At 65.4% G+C, this 19,241-nt stretch carries 15 protein-coding genes; 8 read left to right on the plus strand and 7 right to left on the minus strand.

The annotated features are described in order from the left end of the window. Positions 1 to 325 precede the first annotated feature (325 nt). The 3 genes from BMX57_RS18000 to BMX57_RS18010 all read left to right on the plus strand — a co-directional run bounded on the left by BMX57_RS18000 (position 326) and on the right by BMX57_RS18010 (position 3,551). Entirely contained in the window at positions 326 to 805 is a 480-nt protein-coding gene (locus BMX57_RS18000; RefSeq protein WP_092370578.1) for an Lrp/AsnC family transcriptional regulator, read from the plus strand. Between the two features lie 138 nt (positions 806 to 943). Continuing rightward, positions 944 to 2,401 (plus strand): NAD-dependent succinate-semialdehyde dehydrogenase, encoded by a 1,458-nt coding sequence (locus BMX57_RS18005; protein WP_092370581.1) that lies wholly within the window; start codon positions 944 to 946, stop codon positions 2,399 to 2,401. A 208-nt stretch (positions 2,402 to 2,609) separates the two neighbouring features. Beyond that, on the plus strand, positions 2,610 to 3,551 hold the full coding sequence (locus tag BMX57_RS18010; RefSeq protein WP_092370584.1) for a response regulator: 942 nt from the start codon (positions 2,610 to 2,612) through the stop codon (positions 3,549 to 3,551). A 284-nt stretch (positions 3,552 to 3,835) separates the two neighbouring features. Here the strand turns inward: BMX57_RS18010 and BMX57_RS18015 are convergent, their stop codons facing one another. After that, positions 3,836 to 5,233 carry a sensor histidine kinase gene (locus BMX57_RS18015; RefSeq protein WP_092370586.1) on the minus strand — a complete coding sequence of 466 codons (1,398 nt, stop codon included), beginning with the start codon at positions 5,231 to 5,233 and terminating at the stop codon, positions 3,836 to 3,838. Positions 5,234 to 5,433: 200 nt separating this feature from the next. Here BMX57_RS18015 and BMX57_RS18020 point away from each other — a divergent pair, with 200 nt between their 5' ends. Together BMX57_RS18020 and BMX57_RS18025 are read left to right on the plus strand one after the other, a co-directional pair. Further along, complete coding sequence (locus BMX57_RS18020; protein WP_092370589.1) at positions 5,434 to 6,561, plus strand: response regulator; 1,128 nt, start codon at positions 5,434 to 5,436, stop codon at positions 6,559 to 6,561. Positions 6,562 to 6,910: 349 nt separating this feature from the next. After that, entirely contained in the window at positions 6,911 to 8,284 is a 1,374-nt protein-coding gene (locus BMX57_RS18025) for a cytochrome P450 (RefSeq protein ID WP_229724282.1), read from the plus strand. A 16-nt stretch (positions 8,285 to 8,300) separates the two neighbouring features. Here the strand turns inward: BMX57_RS18025 and BMX57_RS18030 are convergent, their stop codons facing one another. From BMX57_RS18030 to BMX57_RS18040, 3 genes are all read right to left on the minus strand, one after another. Next, positions 8,301 to 8,552 carry a hypothetical protein gene (locus BMX57_RS18030; protein WP_092370592.1) on the minus strand — a complete coding sequence of 84 codons (252 nt, stop codon included), beginning with the start codon at positions 8,550 to 8,552 and terminating at the stop codon, positions 8,301 to 8,303. Between the two features lie 308 nt (positions 8,553 to 8,860). Further along, positions 8,861 to 9,610, minus strand: coding sequence for an acyl-homoserine-lactone synthase (locus BMX57_RS18035; protein WP_092370595.1), 750 nt, complete (start codon positions 9,608 to 9,610; stop codon positions 8,861 to 8,863). Between the two features lie 177 nt (positions 9,611 to 9,787). Beyond that, positions 9,788 to 11,377 (minus strand): GMC family oxidoreductase, encoded by a 1,590-nt coding sequence (locus tag BMX57_RS18040; protein WP_092370598.1) that lies wholly within the window; start codon positions 11,375 to 11,377, stop codon positions 9,788 to 9,790. Between the two features lie 166 nt (positions 11,378 to 11,543). Between BMX57_RS18040 and BMX57_RS18045 the strand changes: the two genes are divergently transcribed. Continuing rightward, complete coding sequence (locus tag BMX57_RS18045) at positions 11,544 to 13,334, plus strand: caspase family protein (protein ID WP_092370601.1); 1,791 nt, start codon at positions 11,544 to 11,546, stop codon at positions 13,332 to 13,334. Between the two features lie 48 nt (positions 13,335 to 13,382). Here BMX57_RS18045 and BMX57_RS18050 read toward each other — a convergent pair whose 3' ends face one another. The 3 genes from BMX57_RS18050 to BMX57_RS18060 are packed head-to-tail and all read right to left on the minus strand — an operon-like array spanning position 13,383 to position 15,846. After that, a complete protein-coding gene (locus tag BMX57_RS18050; protein WP_092370604.1) occupies positions 13,383 to 14,309 on the minus strand; it encodes a hypothetical protein in 927 nt (308 codons plus the stop codon). Then, the gene (locus tag BMX57_RS18055) at positions 14,306 to 14,776 is read right to left on the minus strand and encodes a hypothetical protein (protein WP_229724283.1); all 471 of its coding nucleotides are present in this window, start codon (positions 14,774 to 14,776) and stop codon (positions 14,306 to 14,308) included. Before BMX57_RS18055 ends, BMX57_RS18050 begins: the two co-directional genes overlap by 4 nt. Continuing rightward, positions 14,773 to 15,846 (minus strand): glycosyltransferase, encoded by a 1,074-nt coding sequence (locus BMX57_RS18060; RefSeq protein ID WP_229724284.1) that lies wholly within the window; start codon positions 15,844 to 15,846, stop codon positions 14,773 to 14,775. The genes BMX57_RS18055 and BMX57_RS18060 overlap by 4 nt, the downstream gene beginning before the upstream one ends. Here BMX57_RS18060 and BMX57_RS20490 point away from each other — a divergent pair. Together BMX57_RS20490 and BMX57_RS18070 are read left to right on the plus strand one after the other, a co-directional pair. Beyond that, positions 15,827 to 16,303: a hypothetical protein gene (locus BMX57_RS20490; RefSeq protein WP_143057944.1), complete on the plus strand. Its 477-nt coding sequence runs from the start codon at positions 15,827 to 15,829 to the stop codon at positions 16,301 to 16,303. The two genes, BMX57_RS18060 and BMX57_RS20490, sit on opposite strands and share 20 nt — an antisense overlap. A gap of 28 nt (positions 16,304 to 16,331) precedes the next feature. Beyond that, complete coding sequence (locus BMX57_RS18070; protein WP_229724285.1) at positions 16,332 to 19,232, plus strand: caspase family protein; 2,901 nt, start codon at positions 16,332 to 16,334, stop codon at positions 19,230 to 19,232. Positions 19,233 to 19,241: the final 9 nt, after the last annotated feature.

Genomic DNA, 19,241 nt, shown 5'->3' on the forward strand with positions numbered 1-19,241 from the left:
CGTCCATTTTGCCGTCCAGTCCTCTGCCTAATCTCGACAGCAGGACTCGCACAGACAGCCTCAGAGCGGCAGGAGGGGATCGGCGAGGCGCTTACTCATCAGTCGTCCAACTTCAAGCTGAACCGCGCCGCTGCTCTGGCCGGGTGGCGCGGCCTCTGCGTTGAATAAGGGACAGCCATCCTGTCCTTTGCGAGACTGGTTCGCATTCGTCTGGCAGCACCACCAATGAAATCGGATCGTTGATGTCGGTTTGCGTCGGCTACGCGCGCCGAGGCAACCATCCGACCAGATTGACAAACGCGCCGCCGCGCTGAACAAGCGTGGAATGCAACCACCCCGCCTGGACGACAGAGACATCGCCATCCTGGCCACGCTGTGCCGCGAGGGGCGCATCGCCAAGACCCAGCTTGCCGCGCGCGTGAACCTTTCGCCCACGCCCTGCTGGGAACGGATGACGCGCCTTGAAAAGGCGGGCCTGATCCGTGGCTACCGCGCCGAGATCGACCTGGAGAGGCTGGGCCCGCATGTGCAGGTCTTTGTCACCGTCGAACTGGAAAGTCACCGCGCCGAGAATTTCCGGACCTTCGAGCGGACAATGGATCGGCTGGACGAGGTCACGGGCTGCTGGGCCATCGGCGGCGGCTATGATTACCTCATGCAGGTGGTCGTGCGCGATGTCGCCGCGTTTCAGGAGTTGATGGACGGTCTGCTGGAGCGTCGCGCCGGCGTCCGCCGCTATTTCAGCTATATCGTCACCAAGCCGGTCAAGACCGTGCCGCCTGCGCTGGCCTTGTTGCGGGGCTAGCGCCGGCCGCCGCCTAAACCCCGAGAAACCCTCGGCCCGGGATCCCCGGAACAGAGAGATCCTCTGCGTTGCGGGGCGAGGAAAGAGGGTAACTCTGCCTCCGCCATGTCAGGATGCGCGGCAAAGGAGGGCCGAAGAATGAACGATCTGTCGAACTTGGCCAGGGTCGGGATCACCGATGCCGATTTGCTGCAGACCGAGGGCGATTTCGCCGGGCAGGGCCGGCTGGCCGTGCGCGACCCGGCCAGCGGCGATCTGGTGGCGCAGGTGGCGATGAGCGATGCACGGGGCGCCCGGGCCGCCGTGGACGCCGCGGACGGAGCCTTTCCCGCCTGGTCGACGATGCTGCCGCAGGACCGCGCCGCGTTGCTGCACCGCTGGCACAGCCTGATCGTCGAGGCGGGCGAGGACCTGGCGCGGATCATGGTGGCCGAGCAGGGCAAGCCGATCGGCGAGGCACGGGGCGAGATCGACTATGCCGCGAGCTTCGTCCGGTTCTATGCCGAGGAGGCGCTGCGGCCGAATATCGAAGGGGTCACCAGCCATCTGCCGGATGCCGAGATGGAGCTGTGGCGCGAGCCCGTGGGCGTTGCCGCGCTGATCACGCCGTGGAACTTCCCCACCGCGATGATCACCCGAAAGGCCGCCGCCGCGCTGGCCGCCGGCTGCACCGTGGTGATCCATCCCTCGGCCGAGACGCCGCTGTCGGCGCTGGCGCTGGCCGAATTGGCGCGCCGCGCGGGCTTCCCCGAGGGGGTGGTGAACACGGTGGTGGGCGACGCGGCCACCATCGTCGGCGAGTGGACGGCCGACGCGCGCGTGCGTGCGCTGTCCTTTACCGGATCGACCGAGATCGGGCGGCTGCTCTACCGCCAGTCGTCCGATACGATCAAGCGGCTGGTGATGGAACTGGGCGGGCATGCGCCATTCATCGTCTTCCAGGGCGCCGATCTGGATCGCGCGGTGTCCGAGGCGGTGAAGGCCAAGTTCGCGACCTCGGGTCAGGACTGCCTGGGGGCCAACCGCTTCTATATCCAGCGCCCGGTCTATGACGAGTTCTGCGCCCGGTTCACCAAGGCGGTCGGTGATCTGACGCTGGGACGGGGCCTGGACGATCCCGATATCGGCCCGCTGATCAATGAACGTGCGGTGGCCAAGCAGCTCGCGCATGTGGAGGATGCCGTCGAACAGGGCGCCCGGCTGCTGACCGGAGGATGCGCCGACACGGCGCTGGGGCCGCTCTTTTTCCGCCCGGCCGTGCTGGCCGATGTGCCCGATACCGCGGCGATCATGTCGGAGGAGACCTTCGGACCGGTCGCGCCCTTGACGCCCTTCGACACCGAGGAGGAGGTCGTCGCCCGTGCCAACGACACCGAATACGGGCTGGTCGCCTATCTGCACAGCAGCGATCCGCGGCGGATCTATCGAATGACCCGGTCCCTGCAATTCGGGATGGTCGCGGTGAACCGCACAAAGGTCACGGGCGCGCCGATCCCCTTTGGCGGGGTCAAGCAGTCCGGCCTCGGCCGCGAGGGCGCGCGCCAGGGGCTGGAGGCGTTCACCGACATCAAGTATGTCTGCCGGGATTGGGGCTGAACCCTCACGCCGTGCCGGTGGCGGAAGGGCGCCAGGTTCGGCTTTTCGGCGTGTTCAGGTTGGCAAAACAACAAGAACACGCCATGAATTCGCCTTGTTTTTCGGACATCTTGGAAACTGATGTTAACCTTTCCGCGTAATATGCGGAGCAAATCCCGCGCCCGGTTCCAGCCGGACCGGCGCAGAGTCAATAACGCGGTGACCGACAATGAGACTACTTGCGGTAGACGACGACGCCAGCATCCTTGAACTGCTGAAGCATATCCTGTCGGCCTTCGGGTACGACGATGTGACCACCGCCCGCAGCGGTCCGGACGCCCTTGCGATCATAGCCCAGGCAGAGCGGCCGTTCGATTGCCTGCTTCTGGATGTCCAGATGCCCGAAATGAACGGGATCACGCTCTGCGAGGAGATCCGGACGCTGCCGGACTACCAATTCACGCCGATCATCATGCTGACCGCAATGGTGCAGAAACACTATATCGACGAGGCGTTCGAGGTAGGGGCGTCGGACTATGTGACGAAACCCTTCGACTTCGAGGACCTCAAGCAGCGCCTGTCCGACGCCCATCGCATGGCGGCCGAGCGCCGGGCCTCGATCGAGGCCGTGACCGGCATGGACGAGACGGCATGCCTGGCCACCGATTTCCCAAGCCTGGTGTCCAACGGGCCGGTTCCCGCAAAGGGAATGGCCGGTTTCTTCGGTCTGCCCGAGTTCGAGAATTACGCGTTCCAGATCTCGACGACACACCCGCTGACATCCTCGGTGGTGGCGGTCAAGGCCGAGAACCTGGACAAGACCCTGGGCGCCGGCGACCTGGACGGTGCGCGGCAGTTCGTGTCGTCGGTCGGCACGGCCCTGCTGGACAGCTCGCAGGCGATGTGCCGTTTCGTCAGCTACTGGGGCAACGGCGTCTTCGTTTTGACCCGCGAAGCCGGCAAGGCACTTGACGCCAATGCGCTCGCGGATGAACTGAAGCAGCGCTCTGCCGCGGCACGCGGCGCATCCAACGGTGCCGTGCGCGCGGTCGGGTTCCGCGTCGGCGAGGAAGTCGCCCTGAACGCGGGCACCAAGCTCGAGGCGATCTATCTGATCGAGAAGACCGTCGAGTCCGTGGAAGAGCCCGCGGCGGAGCCTCTGGCCGTCTGATCCCGACCACCCGTTTTTTGACAGACCTGCAGCAGGCACCAACATGGCGCCTGCTGCAGGTCTTTTGGTCTGAGCGACGGCCGTGCGTGATCCGTCAACGACGGGGTCGCGGCGTCGCGGTGCGAAGTTGCGCGGCACAGACATCTCCCATGAGCGGTCAACTCAGGGAACCTCGGTTCTTGATACCCGCCTCATACGGCGCGCCACCGGTGGCTGGCCGGTCCGAATGTCCATGATGAATTGAGACGTGCCCAACCTTGTGGACCGCCTTGGCCCGCGACCGGCTACGCCGCCCCGGAATCACGCTGTTCGGACGTATCCAGCACCGGCAATTCGATGTAGAACTCGGTGCCCGATCCGACGCGGCTGGTGTAGTCGATCAGGCCGCCCAGGCTCTCGATGATCTCCTTGGAGATGTTCATGCCCAGCCCGGTGCCACCGGCGTGGCGCTCGTCCGAGGAATCCACCTGTGTGAAGCGGTCGAAGACCGTCTCCTTCGAGCCTTCGGGAATCCCGATGCCATTGTCCCTGACATAGATGCGGACGCGATCGCCCTGCTGCTGGTGGCCGACGATCACCTGCCCGCTGTCGAACGAGAATTTCACCGCATTCGAGATCATGTTCGCCAGAACCTGCATGAGGCGCGAGGAATCGCCCATGACAAAAACGGGCTCCTGCTCTGCCTCAGCATCCGTACCGATCTCGACATTATGGGCGGTAGCATACCCCAGGTTGCTGCCCACCGCCTCCCTTACCAGCTCGCCGACTTCGATCGTCTCGCGGCGGTTGACCAGCTCTCCGGCCTCGATCTTCTGCAGGTCCAGAAGGTCGTTGATCAGCGACGACAGGCGCTTGCTGTTCTTTCCCGCCATGTCCAGAAGCCCCTCCATCCGTTCCGGCACCTCGCCCAGCGCGCCGGAATTGATCAGGTCGATGGACCCCTTGATGGATGTGAGCGGCGTCCGAAGTTCGTGGCTGACGGTGGAGACGAATTGCGACTTGGCGATATAGGCGGCCTTGGTCCGCTCATGTTCCTCCCGCAGCTTCTCCAGCTGCGCAAGGTTTGTCTTGTAGAGCTTGAGGAAGACGAAAGAGCAGTCGATGAGGAAGTACATGACGAACACGACGGTGAAGAAGTGCAGCCAGAGGTCGGGCGACGGGTCCGGCCACTCCGTCCACAGGTCCTTGACCACGATCAGCATGAACGAGACCGCGTACATGGCCAGCCTGAGCGCCAGTGCCCAGACCAGCTGATGGTTGTTCATTGCCGCGAACAGCGCGGCGGCGAACAGGAAGAACAGCGGGGTGAAATACGCGCCGGCCGGTTGCTGGAAAGCCACGGAAACCGCGTAGATGCAGATCGCGCCGGAACTCAGAACGGTGTTCAGCAGGATCCAGATCAGGTTGACGGTGACGGCCTGCCGCTCGTGGCTCCTCAGGCCGGCGACGCGGCGGGCCAGCATGAGGTCCTGGACCTCGCACAGCAGGATCGTGATGTAGAACACCAGGGCCTGGAACGGATCGAAGAAGAAGGCCGTGAGCACGGTGACGGCCAAGAAGATCGCCTGACGCTGCCACAGGAGCTCGAAGCTCATGGCAGTGTAATCCTTCATGTTCTTCAGCAGCCGGTCTTCGGGGATGTCGATCACCGGTTCCGGCTGCGGCAAGTCATAGACCGTCATACTCACATCTGCACTGTTCGAGGCGCCTGCGCCCTTCTACCGCCGCTTTGAGGAAGCAGTAGGCCGCGATTGCGTTCACAATTTGGCACGCCCCGCCAAAAGCCGCCCGGTCAGAAAACACAACTCCTTCATTGCCGCTCCCATTTTTGGACACACTGGCCGCGCATCCTGTCGCGGCTGCCATTTGCCGGGGATACGCAATGCCGAAACAGTTCTGGTCGAGGAAAGATCGTGCAGGTTCCGACCGGTCCGCAGGCGGCACGGCCGTGCTGCGCGTTCTGGTCGTGGATGACGACCCTGGCATTCTGCAACTCCTGGAGGCCACCTTGCGCGCCTTCGGCGGCTACGAGGTGCAGACCGCCAGGAACGCCGATGCCGCGCTTGAGGTCGTGGCGGCGCAGGTCGAGCCTTTCGACGGCGTGTTCCTGGACATCCAGATGCCCGGATGCTCGGGGATCGTGCTGTGCGGTCGACTGAGGCAGATGCGCGGCTATGCCGACATTCCAATCATCATGCTGACGGCGATGAGCGAACAGAAATACCTCAACCAGGCCTTTGCCCTGGGCGCCAGCGATTACATCACCAAGCCGTTCGAGTTGAACACGTTGCGGATGAGGTTTGCCAGGGAACGACGCAACGGGCGCGTTCACGGGATAAACGCGGATCGACCGCACGATGGCGCGCAGGGCGATGGGTCACGCGAAGACCCGCGCTGCCTGTCCGAGGCCTTTCCCGTCGCCGGCTTCGAGAGGTGTGTCCGGAAAGAGGCGTTCGAGAACCTCGTCTTTCAGTCATCCGGCCTGGGGCGGGGGCTGCTGAATGTCCGAGCGGTCAAGCTCATCCGGCCCGACATCTTCTTCTCCCGGCTCAGTGCCAGGGGATTCCGGCACCTCATGGACGACCTGGCACTTGCGGTGTCGATCGCCACGGAAAGCAGCGGCGATCTGATCACCCATTGCGGCAACGGCATTTTCCTGTGCCTCGGCACCGGCCCCAGCGACCTGGACCCGGCGGCGCTTGCGGTGATGCTGCAGTCGAACGCCAGGATGCAGGCGGCCGCGGATCGTGCCGGCCTGTCCTGCCGCGTCGCGGTCGGCCGGCAGGTGCCGCTGGCGGGCCTTGACCGCACCAATGTCCTGTTCGGGCTGGAACAGGCCGTGACCCTGGTGGAAGAGGCCGAGGCCCGCGCGGACGGGTGGGCCAACTACGCCGACTGGAAGGACTCCGCGCAATCCCGCGGCCGCGAGCAGTCGCGACTGGAGCAGCGGGCCTATGAGCGGATGCTGCGCGAACTCATGTCGGGCGACGAGCGACCGGACGCGCCCTGACGCCGGATCCCGGAGCTGCGTGAGCGCCGTCTGGTGCTTTGCGGCAACAAAGTGGCACGAATCTGGCCTTTGAAGGGCGGCAATGCTGCGCTGCCCCCTTGCGTTGCCCCCGATAATCATTGTGTTATCGCCCCAAAGTTGCGCCGTGTCCCGAAAACAGGACAAAAAGAAACCCGGCGTGTGTCGCGTGTCAGTGCATCAACGTAAAAGCGACTTTCTCGGGCAGGATCGTGATTGCAGTAGCCATGCATGACTTCCTCCATCGGACAAGAGCGGCCGGCCCGTCCGTTGTGCCGATGACGCGCGTGGCCGCGTCGCGATCAGTGCCCGGCCGAATGGGATCGAAACCTTGAAACACAGCCCCCTCCAGCCGGCTCGGTCCGACGAGATCCCGAAGCAGCCCATCACGCCGGTTTCGGCACAGCTTGCGGAGAAACCCGTCAGCCTGATCGGTTTCGCGAAATCCGCCGGTCGGAACATGCTGGAGGTCATACCGGCCGAAACGCTGCGCCAGACCTATGTTCGCGGACCGCTCAACATCCACTATATCTGTGACCCCGAGATCATCACCGAGTTGCTGGTCGGGGCGGGCCGGTCCTTTCCCAAGGCCAAGTTCACCAAGGACATCATCGGCTCGGCGGTGGGCAACGGCCTGATCCTGTCCGAAGGCGAGAAGTGGCGCAAGCAGCGCCGGCGGTATTCCCCGTTGTTCGCGGCGCGGAATATCTCGGCACTGGCGGGGTATTTCGCCGAGACCGGGATGGAAGTCGCCGAGTCGCTCGCGGCGCAACAAGGGCCGGTGGACGTATCGCAGATCGCGCCGGCGTCGACGCTTGCCAATATCTCGCGGGTGATCTTCTCGGGCAATGAAGAGGTCAGTTCGGAGCAGATCCGGACCGGGCTGATCGCCTATTTCGAGTATATCTCGAAGCTGTCGCTGTTCGACCTGATGGGATTGCCGAAATGGCTGCCCAGGGTGAAGTGGCTCAGAAGCAAGGCGCCCGTGACCGACATGCGCGAGCTGGCCCGGCAGGTGATCGACCAGCGCCGCAGCGAGAACCGGGCCGAGGCGCGGGACTTCCTCGATTTCATGATCGAGGCGCTGGATGCGGATTTCGAGGATCCCGAGACGACGATCGACAACCTGCTGACCTTTGTGGTCGCGGGGCATGAAACCTCGGCGAATGCATTGGCGTGGGGATACTACCTGCTGGCCCTGGACCAGGACATGCAAGAGCGGATCCGCCACGAGATCCGGTCGGTTCGCCCCGAGGGCGGCATCGCCTTCGACGACCTGCAGCAGATGCCCCTGCTTCGGGCGCATATCAAGGAAACGCTGCGTCTCTATCCCTCGGCCGCGTTCTTTGCCCGCGATGCCGCCAGCACGGTGACCGTCAAGGGGATTACCTTCGAGAAGGGCGATGCCCTGTTCTTTCCGGTCTATTCCCTGCACCGGAATGCCGCGTTGTGGGATGAGCCTGACCAATATGATCCGAGCCGGTTCATGGGGGAGCCGCCGCAGCGCGGGCAGTATATCCCCTTTGGCGCCGGCCCCAGGATCTGCATCGGCGCGCAATACGCGGAAACCGAAATCATGGTGTTGATGGCGTCGGTGCTGCGCGATGTCCGGTTCTCGCTGTCCTCGGCCGCGATACCCACCCCGGTTCTGACATTCACCATGCGCACCAGCGGCCCGCTGATCCTGGAGACCGAGCGGGCCTGATCGGCGCCGGGCGACCCTATTTCCGGCGCAGGCAATTCCTGTCGCCGAACATTTCGGACATCACGGTTTCGAACAGGTTTTCGCGGGATCGCTGGCCGGCGGCCGGCGCATCATCGCAATCAGGGCGTGACGCAATCTGCGTATCCGGCTGACGCTCGGCCTTCTGTGGCGGGGTGCCCTTGGCATCGGGCCGCCGTGCGCCGCGAGGCCGGGCACCGATGTCGTGTTGCTCGCGATGAACGGGCGTTGCCTCCAAAATCTCGCGCATGAAATACCTTTCCCGCACATGGCGCAGTATGCCGCCCTCTTGACGTAAGGGCAATCTCAAGCCGCTCGGGACAGAGCGGTCGGTTTTCGCGTTTTCGGACACGCAGGGCGCGTCCGTTCCTAGCGGGGAAGGTAGAGATCAACTGCGTCGAAACCGCGGCGGGAAAGCCGCGTTTCCCGTTGAATTCCGTCATTTTCTGGACGATTTTCGGGCGCTTGACTTGGAGGGGCCGTAGCGGTCGCCTGGGCCGGCCCCGACAATCAAATGCAGGTTTTTGCGGCGCGGCAGGGCCGGTCAGCAACGGGGGCTCAGGACGCCGGCTTGTTGATGTTGAACAGGACCGACTGGCTGTAGCCCCCGTCGACAGGAAACTTCGCCCCGGTGGGGGTGGCCTTGACGTTCAGGCGCCGCGCCCATCTTGCCCAGACCGCCGAGACGATGCCGAGGATCTGCGACGCCCCGGCCTCCTTCGCCGCTGTGGTCATGCCGTTGAACAGCGCGTGCTGGATGGCCGCGCGGCGCACGGCGGGCACCTTGTCGGTCACGAAGAAGCGGGTGGCTTCCCAGACCTTCTGGTTCACGGGGGCCTCGAAGAACAGGATGTCGGTCGGCAGATCCTGAAGCAGCCCGCGCTGGGCATCGCGCAGCATGTAGCTGTAGCACCCGCAACTTGCCGTGGTCGGCAGCAGGCGGACACCGCCCAGAACCTCGCCGAATTCATGCAGCACGACCCAGCGGCAGGCGGGCGTGTCGTACTGGTCGAACTCCATGCCGTCGGCCTCGGACACGTTCCAGTTCAGACGGTCGATGAAGATCGACTTGCGCGCCTCCATGTATTTGGTCAGCAGGGTGCCGCGCTCGTGCTGGTTGCGGAAACTGAGAGTAGTGATCTTGATGTCACCGACTGCCGCGGCGCGTGCGTTTCCGAAACGGTTGAGCAGCGCAAGTTTGCGCCGCGGCGTGAAATCACGCGCTATCGACCCGCCGTTGGCGGGTTCCAGATCCGGAAAAATCGTCGATGCCGGAGTGATTTGCGCCCGCCTGGCAGACTGGTTCATTAACCGCTCTCATTTTTGCCACAGTATTGCCAAGGTTTCGTGAACCAAGTCCAGACCGAAACGCGACTCGCTTCAAACGTGTGCGTTTTCGGTCACTTTCTCAAGCGCTTTCTGCGCCCGGTCGCGGGGAAGTTCACGCAGGGGTTGGATGATACTTCGTTTGCGTCGCGCGGGCTGTCACCGATCGGGCGACTTGATGAAATCGGCGCAGCGTTCGGCGATCATGATCGTCGCGGCATTGGTGTTGGATGAGATCAGCGACGGCATGACCGACGCGTCGCAGATGCGCAGCCCGTCGATGCCTTTGAACCGCAGTTGCAGGTCCACAACCGCCGCCTCGTCGCTGCCCATCCTGCAGGTGCCGACCGGGTGGTGATCGGTCTTGGCGGTGCGACAGGCATAGTCGATCAGCGCGGCGTCGGTCCCGACGCCACAACCCGGCAGAACCTCGCGCGCGACATAGGGCGCAAGTGCCGGCTGGCCCATGATGGCCCGCGCCATGCGAAGCCCGCGCAGAGCGTTGTCGCGGTCGCGCGGATCGCTCCAGTAGTTCGGGTCGATCAGGGGCGGCGCGCCGGGATCGGGCGCGGACAAGCGGACCGTGCCGCGCGAAAAGGGCCGCGTCACCGCCGAGTTGAGCGTGACGCCTGCGTTGCGCAGCTTTTCGACACCGGCCTCTATCCCCGAGCCGAGGCCGAGGTGGAATTGAATGCCGGGCTCGGTGTCGCCCTCCGCCAGCGGCGCAAAACCCCCGGTCTCGAACAGGCTCGAAGCCGCGGGCCCGGTCCTGGTCAGCAGATACCGCAACCCGGCCAGTGCGGCACGGAACGGAGAGGCATAGGTGTCATAGGTATGCGGGCCGGTGCATTCCCAGATCGTGAACAGGTCCAGGTGGTCCTGCAAGTTGGCGCCCACCGATCCGTTGTCATGGACGACCTCAATTCCCAGTTCGGCCAAATGTGCCCCGGGTCCGATCCCTGACTGCATGAGCAGCTTGGGCGAACCGATCGCGCCTGCGGACAGGATGACCTCTCGCCGTGCCTTGAGCTGGTGTCGTTGTCCGCCCTCGGTGATCTCGACGCCCGTGGCCCGGCCATCCGTAACCAGAATCCGCGCTACACGGCAGTTCATCCGGACCTTCAGGTTGGCCCGATGCAGCGCGGGCCGCAGAAAGGCGCTGGCGGTGGAGGCCCGGCGCGCCTCTCGCTGCGTCAATTGGTAGTATCCGACCCCGAACTGAGATCCCCCGGCCAGATCGGGGTTGCGGGGCAGGCCATACTCTTCCGCGGCCGAAAGGAAGGCATCGCAGATCGGCAGGGGCGCCGCCGGATCGGAGACGCCCATCGGGCCGTCGGCGCCGTGGAATTCGTCGGCGCCGCGGCTGTTGCGCTCGGACTTGCGGAAGTAGGGCAGGACATCCCGATAGGTCCAGCCGGGGCAGCCTTCCTGGTTGGCCCAGCGGTCATAGTCCGCCGCGGTGCCGCGCGTGTAGATCTGTGCGTTGATCGAGGATCCGCCGCCGATCACCCGGGCCTGGGTATAGGTCAGGACGCGGTTGCCCAGGTGGGTCTGAGGCACCGTGGACCATCCCCAGCTGCCGATGCCCTTGGTCATCTTCGCGAACCCGGCAGGGATGGCGTAGAAAGGGTGGCGGTCTCGCCCGCCGGACTCGAGAAGCAATATGCGCGCATCGGGCATCTCGCTCAGCCGGGCGGCCAGGACGCAGCCGGCCGATCCGCCGCCGATGATGATATAGTCGAAGTCCATGCCGCCCCGAACGCCGCCTCGTCGAAGGCTACATCACCCGCCCTTGGACCTGTCAATCTCCCCGGCCAGCTCCGTGTACACAAAAGGCGTGATCGCCCGCTGCTTGTGTCGTACAACCTTTGCGTCGGCACATTGTGTCCGGTCCATGCGGTAAGGGAGCGTTGTCATGTTTCGAACCGGCCGTCGAATGCTCGGCGCGATGTTCCTTCTGCTGGTCTGCGCGGGAGCAGTCGGGGCGGAAACCCGCAAGGCGTTCCTTGTGGGCAACGGCGCCTACATACATGCAGGCAATCTCAAGAACCCCTCCGCGGACGTGCGGTTGATCGGCCAGGTGCTGGAGGGCCTGGACTTCGAGGTGGACCTGCACGAGGACCTGACCCGAGCCGAGATCGGCCAGAAGCTGTCGCAGTTCCTCGACACCAGCGCCGAGGCGGATGTCACGTTCGTCTACCTGGCCGGTCACGGCATGCAATACGAAGGCCGCAACTACTTTCTGGGCACTGACGCCAAGCTGGCGACCGAGTTCGACATCCTGTCGGAGACCACGCCGATCGATTCCGTCATCAGGGCGGTCCAGACCCGGTCGCGCGCGCTGCTGGTCTTTATCGACGCCTGTCGCGACAACCCGCTTGCCAATGCGTTCTACACCAACAACTTTTCCGAAAGCCGCGCATTGCAGACCCGGGGCCTTGTTCCGCTGACCACGCCCGCGCAGGGAGCGATGGTCGTGTTTTCCGCCTCGCCGGGTCAGGTCGCCTATGACGGGACGGGCTCGAACTCGCCCTTCGCGGCCTCGCTGGCCCGGCATCTGGATACGCCGAATTCCGAGATCCTGAGCGTCATGAAACGGGTCATCGGCGACGTGAAGCTGGAGACCGAGGACAAGCAGACACCGATCATCAACAACGATCTGGCCACCGAGGTCTATCTGAAGATCGGCGAGGGCGAGGCCGGACAGAGCCTGGCCTTTCAGCGCGAACAGGCGCTGTTCGACGCGGCCAGCGACATGAACTCGCGGCGCGCCTGGTCGGTGTTCCTCGAACGCTTTCCCGACAGCCAGTTCGCCGACCTGGCGCGGCAGGAACGCGACACGCTGGCACGATCCGAAAACATTGTCGTCGCAAATCTGGCAACCGCCCAGAACGAACGGGGCGCCGAGACCGAAACGCTGGGTTTGACACTGCCGGACGTGCGCCTGATCCAGACCAAGCTGGGAACGCTGGGCTATGAGGCCGGGCTGGCCGATGGCGTAATGGGCGAGGCCACCCGGAAGGCGATCGCCGATTTCCAGCAGGCCAACCAACTGCCATCGACGGGCGTGATGACCGAATTCACCGCCCGCGCGATGGGAATCGAGCTGTCGGGAATGGAGGTCAGCGCGGTGCCGATCTACTCGTCGCTCGACGCAAGGAACTGGAGCCCGTCAGCCCTGGCGCAGGTCGAGTCCGACCCGAGGCTGATCCGCGCGGCCGAGGTTTTGAAGGATTGGGAGATCCTGTATGGCTGGTATGACGACCATCTCTATATCGGCGTCCTGGGATGGCGGATGAAATGGCCCGACGCGCAGGCCCTGGCCGAGCGTGCCGGCGGTTATCTGGCGGTGCTGGGAACCGAAGAGGAGAACCGGTTCGCCTATGAGCTGGTCAGCCGCGACGACCGGTTCTGGACGGTCAGCAATGCCGGGCAGGGGCGGCACAGCTATGGCCCGACCTTCGGCCTCTACCAGAAAGAGGAAGGCCGCGAGCCGGATGGCGGCTGGAGCTGGGTGAACGGCCAGCCGGTCTCGTTCACGAACTGGGCCTATGGCAACCCCAACAACGGCGTCGATTACGACAGCGAATACGCGACCTTCTATCGCTGGACCAGGGACGTGGAACTTGAGAAATTCACCGGTGACGAGTGGAACGATGTCGACCTGCCTCGAACCGGCCGGGCCTTCATCATGGAAATCGAGTGACGGACTCGCGCCCCACTGCGGATCGTCGGGCAGGTGCCTTGCCGCCGGTCACACGACCCGCATGGCGCCATAGGCCCGGTGGCCGCGATAGTTCGATTTGAACCAGGTCGATGCCGGCGCGTCCAACTCGTCCAGATCCAAGCCAAGCGCGGCGTTGAGGCGTTCGCGTAATTCCTGCGACCGCGTCGCCCGCGCCCGGGCATCGGAATAGGTCGGGGCGACGTCGCGGTCCCAGAACCGGCGGATCCAGCCATAATCGGCAACTCTTGCCACCGGGAACCCGTCCAGCGCCGCTTTGGCGCAGCCCAGCCGCGCGCCGAAGATCGCCCAGTCGCCGCGCGGAACATCGGCCCCGACCATGCACCACACCTTGAGGCGTTCGAGGTTGCGAGCCCCCACATGCTCGCGCAGTGCCTCGGCGCGGGGCAGGTCGGGATGGACCTCATAGGCGATCTTGCCGTCCGCGAGGTTCAGCTTCACGCCCTCGCGGAACCCGGCCCGGAACGCCTGGTAATCCGATCCGGTTATCGCGATTTCGGACAGCGGCCGGTTCACCTGGTAATAGGGAACGGTCCAGCAGAAATCGACGGCCGCGTACGCGTTTGCTGCGTTTTCATGTGTCTGAAGGGTGCGCAGAATGCTGCGCGGCCAGATCTTGACCCCGCCATTGCCATAGCGCAGGCCGTTCACCCCGTTGCGCGCGCTGAAGGAAAAGACCCGCGCCCGGTCGCGCGGGGCGATGTCGAAACGCGCCGACAGGAATGTCGGGTCCAGCAGCACGTTGTCGGCGTCGATCGTGACGACATGCGGCGTGATCGCGACCTCGCCCGCGCGTCGGTGCGCGGCGTCGAACCCCTTGACCCCATGCACGCGCAGGCAGCGCGGAACGTCCCTGCGGACCCGTTCGAAATTCTCGTCGGCATTTGGCTCGTCGAAGCTGAGGAACACCACATCGCAGGCGGCAAGATCGATCATGGCGCGTCCCAGTCGGCGTTCAGACCCAGGTTGATGATCGCTGCGGGACGCCACTTGTCCCGCAGCAAGCGGCGGCGCGCGGCAAGATAGGCGGCCCAGTCCAGATCCTCGGCAAAGGGTCTGTTTCCGGCAACATTGGGAAGCGTGTCATAGGCCAGACCTTCCTCGACCAGGCCGCGGAAATCCAGCAGGTCGACCACGAGAACCGGCACCATCCGCTTGGTTGCGGCGATGTCGCGCACGCTGTCCAGGTGGCCAGAGATCGCAGTCCAGTCCAGCCCGGTCACATCCACCAGCAGGATCGACAGAAAGCGGTCCTCGCGCAGGAGGCCGGTGACCTGTGGGCTGTCTGAGTTGAACGGCCAGGCGGCCTCGAAGGCATTGGCGGGGCCGTCCTCGGTCTCTCCGGTCTCCGTGTCGCCCGGCGGGGTCGCAGGCTCGGGTGGTTTTCGCCGCCCGATCCTCATCGTGCCAGCACGCGGGCAGGGCGGGGCAGGGATGCCAGCTCGGTAAAGAGCGACCGCCAAGCCGCGCCGATGGCGGTCCAGTCCCGGGCGCGGGCCGCCTTTGCCGCCACCGCGCCGCGTACCGCCCAGGCGTCCGGCCCTTCCGCCAGCGCCTCCCGCAGTGCGTGGGCCAGAGCGCCGGGCTGTCGGGGATCGTAGAGCAGGCCGGTTGCCGGCTCAGACACCGCGTCGCGCAGCCCCGGCGTGTCTCTTCCAAGGATGCCGCGCCCAAGGGTTTGCGCCAGGATCGCCGATCCCGATGTGAGCGACCGCATATAGGGCAGAACGACAAGATCCGACGCCGCATGAACGCGGGCCAGATCCTCGTGCGTGGCAAAGCCGAACCGGGCGACAAGGCGCGGTTCGTCGGGAACCTCCCACCCCTCGATATCCGAGGCGCGGTGGCCTGCCAGGATCAGCCGGTCGTCATCTCCCGCGACTTGCAGGAACGCGGCGACCAATTCGGCGGGCGACTTGTAGGCCCGAATCTGGCCCGGCAGCAGCGCGACCATTCCCGCCGCATCCAGCCCGAGCGCCTTTCGGGCAGCGCCCCGCTCGAAGACCGGATAGACGCCGTCATAGTTTCCATGCGGGATGATCCGGACCTTTCGCATCGGCACCGCGTGCTGCTCCATCGCCGCGGCCAGGGCGGCAAGAGAGTGAACATGCACGATATCCGCCAGGTCCAGCAGCCCGGTGCGGACCTGCTCTGCCGCCGCCCGGTGGCGCTCGTCATGTGGTGTCAGGTTGTGCAGGGTCCAGACAATCCGCCCGCCCCTGTCGCGATAAGACGACAGCGCGTCGAGAAGGCGCTCGGCCGAGACGTCACCTTCCACGAAGGCGGCGGATTCCCAATGCATGTGCAGAATGCTGCCCGCGTCGCCGGCACCCGCTCCGGTCACAAGCCTGTCGGGATCGGGGATCGGCGTGGCGACGACCGATGGCCCGAGCGAGCCGTAGAGCAAGTCCTGATAGGGGTTGAAGTCCCGGTAGTCGGGAAAGAACCGCACCATGACCGAAGCTGGCGACACTGCCTGGAACATGCCGGAAGAATGGCATGCCGACCGAAAGTTGACGAGGCATTTTTCGGCCGACACCCGGTCACGTTTGTTGACGGGGCTTGCCGCAGGGACCTATGGTGGAGGTTGTATGAAAGGGATCACCATGCGTGGATGGATCGCCGGCCAGATCGTGGCACTAGTCGGAGCGTTGGGCGTGTCGGGTATGGCGCGCGCGCAGGCCCCCGACAGCAGCGCCTTCACTTCCCAGGCACAGGCGGAAAACTACCTGCGCGAGAATCCGACCGGTCCGCTGGCCAAGGCGGCCTTTCTTGCCATCGTAGAATTCCAGTTGGCGCGGCAGAATCCCGGCTTCTCCCGCGTGGACATCGCCAGGGGTGTGAACCTCAAGGCGGCTTCGGGGTCCCCGGCCGGCGCCGGCGAGGCGAATGCTGGCAATGACCGAGATGGCGGTGGGGATCTTTACTAGGCGCCAGCCTTCGGCACGACCCGGGCGCTTGTCTGGGCGATTCTGGACGGTCTGCGCCATCTCAATTCCCCTGGCCGTGCTGTCTGTCCCCGCTCTGGCCCAGGATGCGGACGATCCATCGGGCGCGTCGCGCGTTGCGCTGGTGATCGGCAATTCCGCCTATCAGAACGTCACTCCGCTGCCCAATCCCGCAAATGACGCCGAGCTGATCGCCGAAAAGCTGTGGGAATCGGGGTTCGAGGTGATCGAAAGCATCGATTCCGACCGCGAGACCATGCTGGCCGACCTGGCGACCTTCCGCAGCCGCCTGCGCGAGGGGAGCGAGGCGCTGTTCTTCTATGCCGGTCACGGGGTGCAGGTCGGCGGGCGGAACTACCTGCTGCCGGTCTCGGTCGCGCCCGCATCGCCCGAGGATCTGCGCGCGCAATCGGTGGATGCGCAGTTGTTCGTGGACATCATGGATGCGTCCGGCGCGCGGCTGAACATCGTGCTTCTGGATGCCTGCAGGAACAATCCCTTCACCGAGATCGACAGCGAGGATGCCGAGGACATCGCCACTCGCGCGATCACCGTCGGCCAGTCGCGGCAGGAGGTCGAGCGCGGCCTGACGCTCCTGTCCGAGGCCTCCTCGGGCGGGCTGGCCGAGATGACGGCGGGCGACAGCGAGACCATGATCAGCTTCGCCACGGCCCCGGGTGCGGTGGCCTTTGACGGCACCGGCAGGCACAGCCCCTACACCGCGTCCATCGCCGAGAACATGGACGAGCCGGGCGTGGAGCTGGCCGAACTGTTCCGCCGGGTCCGTGGCGGCGTGCGCGAGCGGACCGACGGGCTGCAGATCGCCTGGACCACCAGCACGCTGGAAAACCCGTTCTACTTCAAGCCGGATACCGATGATCTGCGCGGGTCGACGACCGGCCTCGGGGTCGAGGGGGATACGCTGGGCGGGTTGCCGCCCCGGCGCATCGTCGACCGGACCTTCTGGCGGGCGATCCGCGACACGGACCGGCTGGATGCCTTCGAGGCCTATCTTAGAACCCGGCCCGACGGCGCCTTTGTCGACGAGGCCGTGGCGCGGATTGCGGCGCTGGGCGGAGATCCGGATGCGGTGCTTGCCACTGATCCCGCCTTGCCTGACCTGTCCGCGCAGGCCCAGGTCGGGCAGACCGCCTCCAAGGCCGATGTGATCGAACGGCTGGACCGCGACGTGCATGCGGTTCCCATCGGTGTCGGCCCGCGCGACCTCGACCTGCCCGCGACGGCCTCGGATGGCTGGGTCTATGTCTCTCGTACGCCACGCCTGGGCGAGGTCCGCGGTGCCGATGGCTCGGTGATCGACCAGGGCAGCGTGCATTACATGCAGCCCGGCGATGTTCCCGAATTCGAACCCTTTGTCGGATCGAATGGCGGGCTGGAGGCCCTGGAGGGTCTTGCCCTGGGACAGGACGGCGCGACCGATCCCGTCGGGGTCGAGATCGAGGTCTATGTCGATGCCTGCGACATGCTGGCCGGCAACCCCTATGACAGTGAACGCGTGACGGCTGGCACGCGGCAGTTCATCCTCGACCGGAATTTCGACGCCGCCATCGTGGCCTGCGAACTGGCGGTGGACCGGCAGCCCGAGGTCGTGCGGTTCTGGGCGCAGCTGGCCCGCGCCTACCGTGCCGCGGGCCGCTATGAGGAGGCGCGCGAGTGGCAGGTGAAGGCGGTCGAGGCCGGATATGTCAACGCGATGGTCTACTTGGGCCAGATGCACCTGGACGGGCAGGCCGTGGCGCAGGATTTCGCCCGGGCCTACGAGTTGTTCGAAGCGGCGGAAGAGGCCGGCGACATTGCCGCGCTCACAGCACTGGCCTGGGTGCATCGCGCCGGTGTCGGCGTCCCGCAGGATTATGCCGTTGCGCGCGGGTTCTACGAACAGGGCGCGGCGCGGCGGAACGACTGGGCGATGACGAACCTGGCGGAGTTCTACCAGAAGGGCCTGGGCGTCGAGCGCAGCCCGGAACTGGCCGAGCGCTGGTATCTGCAGGCCGCCAATTCCGGTGAGTTGACCGCGCAGACGCGGCTTGCGCGGATGTATCAGGATGGCGACGGGATCCCGCAGGATTTTGACAAGGCGCGGTTCTGGTTCGAGACCGCGGCCTCGCGCGGGGTGCCCAACGGGCTCACGCGGCTGGGCATCATGTACGAGCAGGGGCAGGGCACGGCCACGGATGTCGAAGCGGCGGCCAGGCTCTATGTGCGGGCCGCGCGGGCCGGGGATGGCGAGGCGTATTTCCGGCTGGGCCGTCTTTATGCCTCGCGGACGCCACTGTTCGACGATCCCGCCCGCGCGGCGCTGCTGTTGGAGCGGGCGATCGAGAAACGTGTCTATGGCGCCGAACGGGAACTGGCCAAGCTGCATGAAACCGGCCGTGGCGTGCCCAAGGACATGGCCCGCGCCCGCGATCTCTATGCCGCTGCGGCCGAGGGCAACCCCTGGGCCGCGCGCGACGCCGGGCGCGCCTTTGCCTCGGATGACGGGGTCGAGCCGGATTTCGCGCGGGCCGCGGAGTGGTATCGTAGGGCCGTCGAGGGCGGCGTGCCCTGGGCGGCCTGGGACCTGGCCAAGCTGACCGAGGCGGGGCGCGGCGTCGACCGGGACAGGGTCGGGGCGCTGGTGCTCTATGCCACGGCGCTGGGCCTGTCCGACGACCAGAACCTCGCCCGGCTGGTTGGCGAGGCTACCGCCGGTTATGATGATGTCGCGTTCGTGACCGCCGCGCAACGCCTCTTGGCCGCGTCGGGCGATTTCGCGGGTGCGGCCGATGGCGTCCTGGGTCCCGGCACCCGGCAGGCCTTGGCCGAGGCGGTGGCGGCCCGGAACGCCGGGCTGCCGCCCGAGCCCGTGACCATCGAAACTCTCGCCGCGTTGGCAGCCCCCAGATAGGAGACCAGA

The organism is Cribrihabitans marinus (assembly GCF_900109035.1).
Classification (GTDB): Bacteria; Pseudomonadota; Alphaproteobacteria; order Rhodobacterales; family Rhodobacteraceae; genus Cribrihabitans; species Cribrihabitans marinus.

What these genes read in the sequence shown, in the direction of transcription:
- BMX57_RS18000 (WP_092370578.1), top strand. Translation starts at nt 326, where the DNA reads ATGCAACCACCCCGCCTGGACGACAGAGACATCGCCATCCTGGCCACG.
- BMX57_RS18005 (WP_092370581.1), top strand. Translation starts at nt 944, where the DNA reads ATGAACGATCTGTCGAACTTGGCCAGGGTCGGGATCACCGATGCCGAT.
- BMX57_RS18010 (WP_092370584.1), top strand. Translation starts at nt 2,610, where the DNA reads ATGAGACTACTTGCGGTAGACGACGACGCCAGCATCCTTGAACTGCTG.
- BMX57_RS18015 (WP_092370586.1), bottom strand. Translation starts at nt 5,233, where the DNA reads ATGACGGTCTATGACTTGCCGCAGCCGGAACCGGTGATCGACATCCCC.
- BMX57_RS18020 (WP_092370589.1), top strand. Translation starts at nt 5,434, where the DNA reads ATGCCGAAACAGTTCTGGTCGAGGAAAGATCGTGCAGGTTCCGACCGG.
- BMX57_RS18030 (WP_092370592.1), bottom strand. Translation starts at nt 8,552, where the DNA reads ATGCGCGAGATTTTGGAGGCAACGCCCGTTCATCGCGAGCAACACGAC.
- BMX57_RS18035 (WP_092370595.1), bottom strand. Translation starts at nt 9,610, where the DNA reads ATGAACCAGTCTGCCAGGCGGGCGCAAATCACTCCGGCATCGACGATT.
- BMX57_RS18040 (WP_092370598.1), bottom strand. Translation starts at nt 11,377, where the DNA reads ATGGACTTCGACTATATCATCATCGGCGGCGGATCGGCCGGCTGCGTC.
- BMX57_RS18045 (WP_092370601.1), top strand. Translation starts at nt 11,544, where the DNA reads ATGTTTCGAACCGGCCGTCGAATGCTCGGCGCGATGTTCCTTCTGCTG.
- BMX57_RS18050 (WP_092370604.1), bottom strand. Translation starts at nt 14,309, where the DNA reads ATGATCGATCTTGCCGCCTGCGATGTGGTGTTCCTCAGCTTCGACGAG.
- BMX57_RS18055 (WP_229724283.1), bottom strand. Translation starts at nt 14,776, where the DNA reads ATGAGGATCGGGCGGCGAAAACCACCCGAGCCTGCGACCCCGCCGGGC.
- BMX57_RS20490 (WP_143057944.1), top strand. Translation starts at nt 15,827, where the DNA reads ATGACCGAAGCTGGCGACACTGCCTGGAACATGCCGGAAGAATGGCAT.